The following is a 12,548-nucleotide window of genomic DNA, read 5'->3' on the forward strand; positions in this document are numbered from 1 at the left end:
CCTCCTAAGGAGCAGATCGTGACCATTGACGACACTCGTGCGAAGCCGCGCTCCAGCGTGGAAGACGTCTGGCCCCTGTCGCCGCTGCAGGAGGGAATGCTCTACCACACCGCCCTCGACACGGACGGGCCGGACACCTACACCGTGCAGTCCGTCTACGGCATCGACGGCCCGCTGGACGCCGGGCGGCTGAAGGCGTCGTGGCAGGCTCTCCTGGACCGGCATGCCGCGCTGCGGGCCTGCTTCCGCTACGTCAGCGGCGCGCAGATGGTGCAGGTCATCCAGCGCGACGTCGAGATCCCGTGGCGAGAGACGGACCTTTCCGGGCTGCCGGACGACATAGCCGCCGGCGAGGTGAGCCGGCTGGCGGCCGACGAGATGGCCGAGCGGCTCCGCCTGGAGGTGGCGCCGCTGATGAAACTGCACCTGATCCGGCTCGGCCCGGAGCGCCACCGGCTCGTGCACACCCTGCATCACGTGCTGGCGGACGGCTGGTCGATGCCGATCCTGCACCGCGAGCTCGCCGCGATCTACGCGGCGGACGGGGACGCGTCCGGCCTGCCCGCCGCGGTGTCGTACCGGGACTACCTCGCCTGGCTGGGCCGGCAGGACAAGGAGGCGGCCCGGGCGGCCTGGCGGGAAGCGCTCGCCGGGCTGGACACCCCCACCACGGTCGCCGCGGCCGATCCGGCCCGCGTGCCGGACATCGACACGGTGCTGATCGAGCTGTCCCCGGAGCTGACGGACGACCTGCTACGGCTGGCACGCGGCCACGACCTCACGATGAACACCGTCGTGCAGGGCGCGTGGGCCGTCGTGCTGTCGCAACTCGCCGGCCGGACCGACGTGGTGTTCGGCGCGACCGCCTCGGGCCGGCCGGCCGAACTGGCCCGGGTGGAGTCGATGGTCGGCCTGCTGCTCAACACGCTGCCGGTGCGGGTCCGGCTCGACGGTGGCCAGCGGGTCGTCGAGATGCTCGCCGACCTGCAGCGGAACCAGTCGGCGCTGGGGGCTCACCAGCATCTCGGTCTGCAGGAGGTGCAGGCCGCCGTCGGACCCGGCGCCGTCTTCGACACGCTCGTCATCTACGAGAACTTCCCTCGTACGGGACTCGGCGGGTCGGCGGACGACGGCCTGAGGTTGCGCCCGGTGCAGAAGGGGCGTGACTCCTCGCACTACCCGTTCACTCTGGTCACCGGGCCGGGCGAGCGGATGCCGGTCATCCTCAACTACGAGCGGGGCCTCTTCGACCACGCGGCCGCCGAATCGGTGGTGGGCGCGATCGTTCGCGTGCTGGAGCGGTTGGTCGCCGAGCCCGACGTCCTCGTCGGCCGGCTGACGCTGCTGAGCGAGACCGAGCGCGCCGCGGTGGTGGACAACTGGAACGCGACCACGGGTCCGGTGCCCGGGGAATCAGTGGTCGAGATGGTCGGGCGGCGGGTGGCCGCGGCACCGGGCACGGTGGCGATCACCGCGGCCGGCGGTACGGACCTGACCTATGCCGAGGTCGACCAGGCGTCGAACCGGCTGGCGGCCTACCTCATCGGCCGTGGCGTGCGCCGCGGCGACCGCGTCGGGGTGGCCATGGACAGGTCCGCGGACCTGCTGATCGTGTTTCTGGCCATCTGGAAGGCAGGCGCCGGCTACGTCCCGGTGGACATCGGGTATCCGGTCGAGCGGATGGCGCTCATCTTCGCCGACTCCGAGGTCTCGGCCGTCATCTGCACGCAGGCCACCGGCGAAGGGCTACCCGGGGACGTCGCGGGCCGGGCCACGATCGTCCTGGACGCGCCGGAGACGCGGGCAGCCGTCGAGGGCTGCGCCGCCACGGCGCCGGAGATTCGGCTCAGCGCCGGCGACCTGGCGTACGTGATGTACACCTCGGGATCCACCGGCGTTCCGAAGGGCGTGGCGATCCCCCACGGGGCAGTGGCCGGCCTCGCGGGCGACGCGGGCTGGCAACTCGGCACCGACGACGGCGTGCTGATGCACGCGACGCACGTCTTCGACCCCTCGCTCTACGAGATGTGGGTGCCGCTCGTCACGGGTGGCCGGGTCCTGGTCGCCGAGCCCGGAGTGGTGGACGCGGGCGGCATCCGTCAGGCCGTGGAACGGGGCGCGACCGCCGTTCACCTCACCGCCGGCACCTTCCGCGCGCTGGCGGAGGCGTCTCCGGACTGTTTCGCGGGCCTGCGGGAGATCGGGACCGGCGGCGACGTGGTGCCCGCGCACACCGTGGCGAACCTGCGACGGGCCCAGCCCGGCGTGCGGGTGCGCAACACCTACGGACCGACCGAGACCACCCTGTGCGCCACGTGGAAACCGATCGAGCCCGGTGACCCGCTCGGGCCGGAGCTGCCGATCGGCCGTCCCATGACCAACCGCAGGATCTACCTCCTCGACGCCTTCCTGCGCCCGGTCGCGCCCGGGGTGGCCGGCGAGGTCTACATCGCCGGCACGGGGCTGGCCCGCGGATATCTCTCCCGGCCGGACCTGACCGCCGAGCGGTTCGTGGCGTGCCCGTTCCTGGCGGGCGAACGCATGTACCGGACCGGAGACCTGGCGCGCTGGAACCGCGACGGCGAGGTGGTGTTCCTCGGGCGCGCCGACGATCAGGTGAAGATCCGCGGCTTCCGGGTGGAGCTGGCCGAGGTGGAGGCCGTACTGGCGGCCCAGCCGGGAGTCCGCGAGGCGGTCGTCGTGGCGCGGGAGTACCAGCCGGGCGAGCGGCGTCTGGTGGGCTACGTCGTCTCCGACGCCGGTGAGGTGGACACCGAGGAGATCCGGCGGCAGATGAGCCGGGTCCTGCCCGCGTACATGGTTCCGGTAGCGGTCGTCGGCCTGATCAGCCTGCCCGTCACCGCCAACAGCAAAGTGGATCGCCGGGCCCTGCCCGACCCGGAGCTCGCGGGTCACGCGTCGGCGAAGGCCCCGGAGAGCGAGACCGAGAAGGTGCTGTGCGCGCTCTACGCCGAGATCCTCGGCGTCGAGCGGGTGGGTGTCGACGACGCCTTCCACGACCTGGGAGGCAGCTCGGCGCTGGCCATGCGGCTCATCGCGCGCATCCGTGAGGAACTCGGCGCGGATCTGCCCATCCGGCAGCTGTTCTCCTCGCCCACCCCCGCGGGCGTCGCCCGGGCGCTGGCCGCGAAGTCGCGGCCCGCGCTGGAAGCCGTCACCCGGCCGGAGCAGGTGCCCCTCACAGCCCGGCAGCTCCGCGCCTGGCTGCTGGCCCGTCCCGCGGAAGAGACCCGGGGCCTGCACGCCTCGGTCGCGCTGCGCTTGCGCGGCCGGCTGGACGTGGCCGCCCTGGAGGCGGCGATCGGCGACGTCGCGGCCCGGCACGAGATCCTCCGGACCACCTTTCCGGGCGACGCACAGAGCGTTCACCAGCACATCCACGACGCCGCGACGGTGCGGCTGACCCCGGTCCCGGCCGCCGAGGAGGACCTTCCCGGACTGCTCGCCGAGCGGCGCGAGCAGCTCTTCGACCTCACCCGGGACATGCCGTGGCGATGCGAGCTCTTCGCCCTCGCGGAGAAGGAGCACGTCTTGTCGGTGACGGTGCACCGCATCGCCGTCGATGACGACTCGATGGACGTGTTCTTCCGCGACCTCGCGGCCGCGTACGGTGCGCGGCGCGCCGGCCGGGCTCCGGAGCGCGCGCCCCTGGTCCTGCAGTTCGCCGACTACGCGATCTGGGAGCGGCGGCTGCTCGAAGGTGAGCGCGACCAGGACAGCCTCATCAACGACCAGCTGACCTTCTGGCGGAACCACCTGGCCGGCATCGACGGGGAGACGGTGCTGCCGTTCGACCGCCCGCGACCGGCCATCCCGTCGCGGCGAGCCGGCACGGTCGCGGTGCGGCTGGGCGCCGGCGCGCACGTCCGGTTGACGCAGGCGGTGGAGTCGGCCGGCGCGGACGCGCTCCAGACGGTGCACGCCGCGCTCGCCATGCTGCTGGCCAGGTACGGAGCCGGCCACGACCTGGTGATCGGCACGACGCTGCCCCGAGACGAGGACCTGATCGACCTGGAGCCGATGATCGGGCCGTTCGCCCGGCCGTTCCCGGTGCGCACGGACCTGTCGGCCGATCCGACGTTCCTGGAGGTCGTCGCCCGGGTGCAGGAGTCGGTCCGGGAGGCGCGCCAGCATCTGGACGTGCCCTTCGAGAAGGTTCCCGAGCTGCTGGACCTGCCCGCATCGCTCTCCCGTCACCCCGTGTTCCAGGTCGGCCTGCGGGTGAGCGAGGAGGACCTGGGCTCGTGGGACGCCGCGGATCTGCCCGCCCTGCGCACCAGCGTCGAACCCGGCGGGGTGGAGGCCATCGAGCTGGATCTCGCGTTCGAGCTCGCCGAGCGCCGCAACGACGATGACGACGAGGACGGCATCGAGGGCGCGCTGCACTATGCCGCCGACCTGTTCGATCGGGCCACGGCCGAGTCCGTGGCCCGGCGGCTGGTCAGCGTCCTGGAGCAGGTGGCGGAGGATCCCCAGCGGCGGATCAGTGACCTGGACATCTTCCTGGACGACGCCGAGCGCGGCCGCCCGGCCATCACACCGGCGCGCTGGGCCGGGCCCGTGCCGCAGGTGGTCGCCGACCTGGCCGAGGACGGCCCGCTCGGTGCGCTCCTGCTCGACGACCTGCAGCGCCCGGTCGCTCCCGGGGCCGTCGGCGAGCTCTATGTCACCGGTCCGGCAGTGGACGCCTGCGTGACCGGGCAACCGACCGTGCCCTGCCCGTTCGGGACCGCGGGGCACCGCATGCTGCGCACGGGCCTGCTCGTCCGCAGGTCCCTCGACAAGGCGCTGGTCGTCGTGGGTGAGCGGCGGGGATCGAGCGCCTCGGTGAAGACGGGTGACTACGAGGTGCTGCTGCCGTTGCGCGCCGGCGGTGATCGCCCGCCACTGTTCTGCGTCCACGCGAGCGGCGGCCTGAGCTGGAACTACGGGCCGTTGCTGCGGCACCTTCCGGCGAATCAGCCGGTCTACGGGGTGCAGGCGCGCGGTCTGGCCCGTACCGAATCCTTGCCGGGCAGTGTCGAGGAGATGGCGGCCGACTACGTCGAGCAGATCCGCACCGTGCGGCCGGCCGGGCCGTACCACCTGCTCGGTTGGTCCCTCGGCGGCCGGATCGCGCAGGCGATGGCCGTGTTGCTCGAGGCGGAAGGGGAGGAGGTCGGGCTGCTCGCCCTGCTCGACGCCTACCCCGTCTACATGGGAAGGAACGCGACCGGCACGGTGAGCGAACAAGCCTCGCGTGATGAAGCGGCCCTGGACAAGCGGAAGCAGCAGGAGCTGGAGCTCGCCGGTCAAATGGTCCAGGGGACCGGTGCCCAGTCGCGCTTGGAGGCGGTCATGCGCAACCTCTGGAAGGTCGGTCCGGCTCATACCGCCCTGCCCTTCGCCAGCGATGTCCTCCTCTTCGTGGCCTCGGTGGACCGCCCCGCACATCTGCCCGTGCCGGAGGCGATAGACAGCTGGAAGGACGTCACCAGCGGGGCCGTCGAGCCCCACGAGATCCCGACCAACCATTACGAGATGGTGCAGCCCGCGGCGCTGGCCCAGATCGGGGCCATCCTCGCCGAGAAGCTCCGGCACCGGCCGGAGCGGGACGGCCGGGAGAGATGACATGAAAGCCTTGATACCTGCCGGAGGTGCGGGGACCAGGCTGCGGCCGATCACGCACACCTCCGCCAAGCAGCTGATACCGATAGCGAACAAACCCGTGATCTTCTACGTGCTGGAGTCGATCGCCGAGGTCGGGATCATCGAGGTCGGCATCGTCGTGGGCGATACCGCCGCGGAGGTCCAGCGCGCCATCGGCGACGGGTCGGCCTGGGGCCTGAAAGTCACCTACCTGCCACAGGCGGCCCCGCTCGGCCTGGCGCACACGGTGCTCATCGCTCGCGAGTTCCTGGGCGACGACGACTTCGTCATGTACCTCGGGGACAACTTTCTGATCGGGGGCATCACGAAACTGGTGGAGCAGTTCCGCGGCGACCGCCCCGCTGCCCAGATCATGCTGACGAAGGTCGCCGATCCGCGGGCGTTCGGGGTGGCGGAGCTGGACGTCGATGGGCGGCTGATCGGGCTCGAGGAGAAGCCCGAGAACCCCAAGAGCGATCTGGCGCTGGTCGGGGTCTTTCTCTTCACAGCGGCGGTGCACGCGATCGTGGCGGGCCTGACCCCCTCGGCCCGGGGCGAGCTGGAGATCAGCGACGCCATCTCCATGCTGATGCGCGCCGGCCATCCGGTGGTGACGACGATAACCGAGGGCTACTGGAAGGACACCGGCAACGTCGCCGACATTCTGGAGGTGAACCGGCTCGTCCTGGAAGAGTTGGCACCCGAGGTCGCCGGCGTGGTGGACAACTCGGAGCTGATCGGCCGGGTGACGGTGGCGCCGGGCGCGGTGGTGCGGGGTTCACGCATCGTGGGGCCGGTCATCATCGGGTCCGGCTCCGTCGTGGAGGACTCCTATGTGGGGCCGTTCACCTCGATCGCGGAGGACTGCCGGATCATCGAGAGCGAGCTGGAGTACTCCGTGGTCCTCGGCGGGTCCGTGATCCGCGGAGTGGGGCGGATCGAGGCATCCCTCATCGGCCGCGAGGTGGAGGTCATCCCGGCGCCGCGGACGCCCCGGGCGCATCGCCTGCTCCTCGGCGACCACAGCAAGGTGCAGGTCTGCGCGTACACGTGACCGGCGGCGCTCGACCACCCGGTCGAGCGCCGCCGCCAGGGGCGTCACCGGTCCGGCGCAGCCCGTTCTGGACGGACGTAGAGCGCGGCCTCGGCTTGCCCGCTCGCGTCGTAGCTGGGCAGCAGACCGCGAGAAAGGGCCTCGCGCAGCTTGATCGCCTGCCGGTCCCGCTCGGACAGCAGCGGGGTGATGTCGCGGGGGATCGGCAGCTCCAGCGTGGGGTCGAGGGCGGTGACGGCGAGCTCGTTCTCCGGCCGGTACTCGGTGGACAGCAGGTAGGTCATCGTCGTCCCCTCCTCGAGGGCGACGAACATGTGGCCGACCCCGACCGGCAAGTAGACGGCGGGGAAGTCCGGGCCCCCCAGCTCCACCGCGTCGTGAACGCCGAAGGTGGGGCTGCCCACCCGCAGATCGACGACGATGTCGAGCACCCGGCCGCTCGGGCAGTAGACGTATTTGGCGCAGCCCGGCGGGGTGGCCGTGTAGTGCACGCCGCGAACCACCCCCCGGCGGGACACGCTGTAGCTGCACTGGGCCACCGCGAACAGCGGATGGCCGAGGGCCTCGACGAACACCGCCTGTTGGTACGGCGACAGGAAGACGCCGCGTTCGTCCGGGAAGGCGGGGGTAGTGAACGCGTAGGCCCCGCCGACCGTCAGTTGCCGTGCTCGTTCCGACATGCTCGGCTCCGTCCTCAGCTCACGTGTACGTCCGGCACGTACCGGATCCACTTGCCGCCCGCCGCGCGGAATCCCTGCTCCTTGGCCGTGATCTCGTCGGCGTGGTTCCACGCGAAGAGCAGCGCGTAGTCGGGGTACGGATCGGCGAACGCCTCCGCCGGCCGCACCGGAATGTGCGCGCCGGGGGTGAGCCGGCCCTGCTTGGCCGGCGTCGTGTCACACACGAACTCGATCAGGTCCGGCCCGATGCCGGCGAAATTGGTGACGGTCGCGCTCTTGGCGGTCGCGCCGTAGCCGACGACCCGGTGGCCCTCGTCGCGCAGCCGCCGGAGCAGCGTGCGCAGGTCGTCGCGGATGCGGGCGGTGTCGGCCGCGAAGCGGCGCAGGGTCGGCGGCTCGGCGAGGCCCCGCGCCTTCTCGTCGGCGATGAGGGCGGCGACCCCGGCCGACGGCGTACGAGCCCCGGCCCGGGCGACGGTATAGCGCACCTCGCCGCCGTGCACCGGCAGCCGCTCCACATCGACCAGTTCCAGGCCGAAGGGCGCGACCATCGCCTGCACCGAGCGGGCGGTGAAGAAGTAGAAGTGTTCGTCGTAGATCTGATCGAACGACGTCTTCGCCACGATGTCGCCGAAATAGGGGTCCTCGAAGACGAAGACGCCCTCCGGCGCGAGCAGCGTGCGGATGCCGTCCAGCACTGAGCGCATGTACGGGATGTGGCAGATGGTGTTGGCCGCGAAGATGACGTCCGCGGCGCCCTCCTCGCGTCGCGTGTCGGCCGCGGTGCCGGCGTCGAAGAACTCGTTACGCACGCGTACCCCATGTTCCATCGCGGCCGCCGCGACCTTGCCCGACGGCTCGAAGCCCAGGTGCCGGGCGCCGGCCTCGTGTACCGTCCGCAGCAACACGCCGTCGTTGCTGCCGATCTCCACCACGAACGGGTCCGGCCCGGCGGTGTCGAGCAGGGCGCGCGCGGTCTGCTGGAAGTGCTCGCGCATCACCGAGGAGCCGGACGAGTAGTACGGGTAGTCCGTGTGGAACATCTTCTCCCTCGGCACCTGCTCCACGAGCTGCACCATCGTGCACGAGGAGCAAGCGCCGACCGCCAGCCGGTAGAAGAATTCGTCCTGCGGGTCATGCTCGCTCAGGAACGCGTCGGAGAGCGGCTGCCGGCCGAGGTCCAGGAACTCCTCGAGCGCGCCGCCGCAGATCTGACAGGCGTGGGGCATGGTGGTGGCTCCTCCGTGATTGGCAGCTGAATCGGGCGGGACGCGATGAACTGCGGATGCCGGTCGTTCAGATCCGGCATTCGCCCGGTCTGGACTAAACCACTTCACATCGATGAGGGCGAGGCTCCGGTCAAGACAGCGGACCGCCATGATCCGATCCGTCCAAGTGACCGAGATGTTCGCTTGGACCTCCTCGTGGACACCGACTTCGTTCAGCACAATCGAGATCGCTGACTCCGGCAATCCGGGCCCTACGGAACGGGGAATTCGTTATGCGTGTGTTGTTGTCGACGTCTGGGAGCCGGGGAGATGTCGAACCGCTGGTGGCGCTGGCGGTGCGGTTGCGGGCACTCGGTGCGGACGTGCGGATGTGCGCATCTCCGGACTCCGCGGGACGGCTGGCCGAGGTCGGCGTGCCGCTGGTGCCGGTCGGCGGGTCGGCCCGTACCGAAATGAAAGGGCCGAGGCCGAGGCCGGAGGACGGGCCACGGCTCGCGGCCGAGGCGATGGCCGTGCAGTTCGACCAGGTCCCGGCGGCTGCCGAGGGCTGCGACGCGGTGGTGGTGACCGGAATGCTGGCCGCCGCGGTCGCCGTCCGGTCGGTGGCCGAGAAGCTGCGCATCCCCTATTTCTACGGCTTCTACTGTCCGATCTTTGTGCCATCGCCGTACTACTCGCCGCCGCTGCCCCTCGGCGAGCCACCCGCGCAGGACGTGACCGACAACCGGGCGCTGTGGGACCGGAACAACCAGGGCGCCTACCGGCGATTCGGTGACCCGCTCAACAGACACCGGGCGTCGATGGGCCTGCCGCCGGTGGATGACATCTTCCGGTACGGCTTCACTGATCACCCCTTGCTGGCGGCGGACCCGGTCCTGGCACCGCTGCAGCAGACGGACCTCGACGCCGTGCAGACCGGCGCGTGGATCATGCCCGATGAACGGCCTCTCGCCGCGGAGTTGGAGGCATTTCTGGACTCGGGGTCACCCCCGGTGTACGTGGGTTTCGGCAGCATGCCCGTACCGGCTGACGCTGCGAGGGTGGCTATCGACGCGGTCCGCGCCCAGGGCCGCCGGGTGATCCTCTCCCGCGGCTGGGCCGACCTGGCGCTGCCCGACGACCGGGACGACTGCCTCGCCGTCGGCGAGGTGAACCATCAGGCGCTGTTCGGCCGGGTGGCCGCCGTCGTCCACCACGGCGGCGTGGGCACGACCACCACGGCCGCCCGGGCCGGCGTTTCTCAGGTCGTGGTACCCCAGATGGTGGACCAGCCGTACCTCGCCGGCCGGGTGGCGGAGCTGGGTATTGGTGTGGCGCACGACGGTCCTGCTCCGACACTCGATTCCCTGTCGGCCGCGCTCGCGGTGGCCTTGGCTCCGGAGACCCGGGCGCGGGCCGCTGCCGTGGCCGGCACGATCCGCGCCGACGGGGCAACGGTGGCCGCGAAAATGCTGCTCGACGTGGCCAGCCGGGAAGAGCCTGCCGTCGCTGTGTGAACCACAGCGAGTCGCGCCGCACGATTGTCGGCCGGGCCGGAACCCGCTGGAATGGGAGATGCGAGATGCGTGTGTTGTTGACAACGTGCGGAAGCCGCGGAGACGTCGAACCGCTGGTGGCGCTGGCGGTGCGGTTGCGGGCACTCGGTGTGGAGGTGCGGATGTGCGCCCCGCCGTTGGCCGCCGAGCGGCTGGCCGAGGTCGATGTGCCGCTGGTGCCGATCGGCCGGGCGATGCGCATGATGAAGCGCAAGGGGGCACCGCCGTCGGCCGAGGACGAGCGCCGGATGACAACCGAGGCGATCGCCATGCAGTTCGACCAGGTCCCGCCGGCTGCCGAAGGGTGTGACGCGGTGGTGACGACCGGAGAGCTGTCCGCGGCGGTGGCTGTGCGGTCGGTGGCCGAGAAGCTGGGCATCCCCTACTTCTACTGCACCCACGCTCCGGTCTATCTGCCGTCGCCGCACCACCCGCCGCCCGCTGACGAGCGGCTCACACCGGGTGTGACCGACAACCAGGTGCTGTGGGAACAGCGCAGCCGGCGCTTCTGCGAGCGGTTCGGCGAACCGGTCAACAGCCGACGGGCCTCGATCGGACTACCGCCGGTGGAGAACATCTTCCGGTACGGCAACACCGATCAGCCCTGGATGGCGGCCGACCCGATCCTGGCGCCCCTTCAGCCGGGCCAGAACGCCGTGCAGACCGGTGCGTGGATCCTGCCCGACGATCGCCCCCTCGCCGCGGAGCTGGAGGCGTTTCTGGCGGCTGGTCCGCCGCCGGTGTACGTGGGGTTCGGCAGCCAGTCCGGCACCGGGGACGCCGCGACGGTGGCCATCGCGGCGATCCGTGCCCAGGGCCGCCGGGTGATCCTCTCCCGCGGCTGGGCCGACCTCGCGCTGCCCGACGACGGGGCCGACTGCCTCGCCGTCGACGAAACCAACCTTCAGGCGCTGTTCGGCCGGGTGGCCGCCGCCGTCCACCACGGCAGCGCGGGCACGACGACCGTGGCCACGCGGGCCGGCAGCCCTCAGATCGTGATAGCCAGGGACACCGACCAGCCGTACTTCGCCGAGCGGGTGGCCGAGCTGGGCGTCGGCGTGGCGCACGACGGTCCGGAGCCGACCTTCGACTCCCTGTCGGCCGCGCTCGCGACGGCCTTGGCCCCGGAGGTCCGAGCTCGGGCGGCGGAGGTGGCCGGCATGATCCGCGACGACGGGGCAGCGGTGGCCGCGCGACAGCTGCTCGACGCGGTCAGCCGGGAGAAGCCTGCCGTTTCCGTGTGAGTCACACCGAGTCGGCGAGCCCGGAACCGGCGGGCAGACGAATCCCCGGGCGCCGAATCGCTCGACTCCACCGCATCAGCGCTGCAGCGCTGATCGGCCGTTCCTCCGACGATCGGGAGCCAGGCAAATGACGACTCGTGTATGGGACTACCTACCGGAGTACGCGAAAGAGAAGGACGACATCCTCGACGCCGTGCAGAAGGTCTTCGGCTCCGGGCAGCTGGTGCTCGGCGAGAGCGTCCGCGGGTTCGAGGCCGAGTTCGCCGCGTACCACGGGCTCACCTATGGCACCGGCGTCGACAACGGGACCAACGCGCTCAAGCTCGGCCTCGAGGCCCTGGGCATCGGGCCAGGTGACGAGGTCATCACCGTGGCCAACACGGCGGCGCCGACCGTGGTCGCCATCGTCGGCGCCGGGGCGACGCCGGTCTTCGTCGACGTCCGCGCCGACGACTTCCTGATGGACGTCGACCAGGTCGCCGCAGCGATCACCGCGCGGACCAGGGCGATCGTCCCGGTGCACCTGTACGGCCAGTGCGTCGACATGGCGCCGTTGACCGCCCTGGCCGAGAAGTACGGGCTGAAGATCCTCGAGGACTGCGCCCAGGCGCACGGCGCACGCCAGCACGGGCGGCTCGCCGGGACCATGGGCGACGCCGCCGCGTTCTCCTTCTATCCCACCAAGGTGCTCGGCGCCTACGGCGACGGTGGCGCGGTGCTGACCTCCGACGAAGAGGTCGACCGCAGCCTCAAGCAACTGCGCTACTACGGGATGGAGAAGGTCTACTACGTCGTGCGCTCACCGGGCCACAACTCCCGGCTCGACGAGGTCCAGGCCGAGATCCTGCGGCGCAAGCTGGGCCGCCTCGACGACTACATCGCCGGGCGAAACGCCGTCGCCCGACGATACGAGGAACGCCTCGGCGACCTCGCCCGGCCGGGCGGGCTCCAGCTGCCGGCCACCAATTCCGGCAACACCCACGTCTTCTACGTGTACGTGGTCCGCCATCCTCGCCGCGATCACATCATCGAGGCACTCAAGGACCACGACATCGCCCTGAACATCAGCTACCCGTGGCCGGTGCACACGATGAGCGGCTTCGCCGACCTCGGCTACGCGCCGGGCTCCCTGCCGGTCACCGAGGACTCGCCGGCGA

Annotated in this window: 7 protein-coding genes; 5 read left to right on the forward strand and 2 right to left on the reverse strand. The window is 71.1% G+C overall.

Translation table 11 applies throughout. The annotated features are described in order from the left end of the window. Positions 1-18: 18 nt before the first annotated feature. Both DMB66_RS54090 and DMB66_RS54095 read left to right on the forward strand, forming a co-directional pair. Positions 19-5,631, forward strand: a complete 5,613-nt coding sequence (locus DMB66_RS54090) for a non-ribosomal peptide synthetase (protein ID WP_125811845.1) — start codon at positions 19-21, stop codon at positions 5,629-5,631. 1 nt (position 5,632) lies between these two features. Then, positions 5,633-6,703 carry a glucose-1-phosphate thymidylyltransferase gene (locus DMB66_RS54095; RefSeq protein WP_125811846.1) on the forward strand — a complete coding sequence of 357 codons (1,071 nt, stop codon included), beginning with the start codon at positions 5,633-5,635 and terminating at the stop codon, positions 6,701-6,703. A 44-nt stretch (positions 6,704-6,747) separates the two neighbouring features. Here DMB66_RS54095 and DMB66_RS54100 read toward each other — a convergent pair whose 3' ends face one another. Next, positions 6,748-7,383, reverse strand: a complete 636-nt coding sequence (locus DMB66_RS54100) for a dTDP-4-dehydrorhamnose 3,5-epimerase family protein (protein WP_125811847.1) — start codon at positions 7,381-7,383, stop codon at positions 6,748-6,750. Positions 7,384-7,397: 14 nt separating this feature from the next. Then, positions 7,398-8,612, reverse strand: coding sequence for a class I SAM-dependent methyltransferase (locus DMB66_RS54105; RefSeq protein WP_125811848.1), 1,215 nt, complete (start codon positions 8,610-8,612; stop codon positions 7,398-7,400). A 272-nt stretch (positions 8,613-8,884) separates the two neighbouring features. Here DMB66_RS54105 and DMB66_RS54110 point away from each other — a divergent pair, with 272 nt between their 5' ends. The 3 genes from DMB66_RS54110 to DMB66_RS54120 form a co-directional block, all read left to right on the forward strand. Continuing rightward, positions 8,885-10,108: a glycosyltransferase gene (locus DMB66_RS54110; RefSeq protein WP_125811849.1), complete on the forward strand. Its 1,224-nt coding sequence runs from the start codon at positions 8,885-8,887 to the stop codon at positions 10,106-10,108. 65 nt (positions 10,109-10,173) lie between these two features. Then, positions 10,174-11,391 (forward strand): glycosyltransferase, encoded by a 1,218-nt coding sequence (locus DMB66_RS54115; protein ID WP_125811850.1) that lies wholly within the window; start codon positions 10,174-10,176, stop codon positions 11,389-11,391. 127 nt (positions 11,392-11,518) lie between these two features. Further along, a partial coding sequence (locus DMB66_RS54120) for a DegT/DnrJ/EryC1/StrS aminotransferase family protein (protein WP_148112880.1) occupies positions 11,519-12,548 on the forward strand: 1,030 nt, incomplete at its 3' end.

The organism is Actinoplanes sp. ATCC 53533, from assembly GCF_003947245.1.

What these genes read in the sequence shown, in the direction of transcription:
- DMB66_RS54115 (WP_125811850.1), top strand. Translation starts at nt 10,174, where the DNA reads ATGCGTGTGTTGTTGACAACGTGCGGAAGCCGCGGAGACGTCGAACCG.
- DMB66_RS54110 (WP_125811849.1), top strand. Translation starts at nt 8,885, where the DNA reads ATGCGTGTGTTGTTGTCGACGTCTGGGAGCCGGGGAGATGTCGAACCG.
- DMB66_RS54105 (WP_125811848.1), bottom strand. Translation starts at nt 8,612, where the DNA reads ATGCCCCACGCCTGTCAGATCTGCGGCGGCGCGCTCGAGGAGTTCCTG.
- DMB66_RS54100 (WP_125811847.1), bottom strand. Translation starts at nt 7,383, where the DNA reads ATGTCGGAACGAGCACGGCAACTGACGGTCGGCGGGGCCTACGCGTTC.
- DMB66_RS54095 (WP_125811846.1), top strand. Translation starts at nt 5,633, where the DNA reads ATGAAAGCCTTGATACCTGCCGGAGGTGCGGGGACCAGGCTGCGGCCG.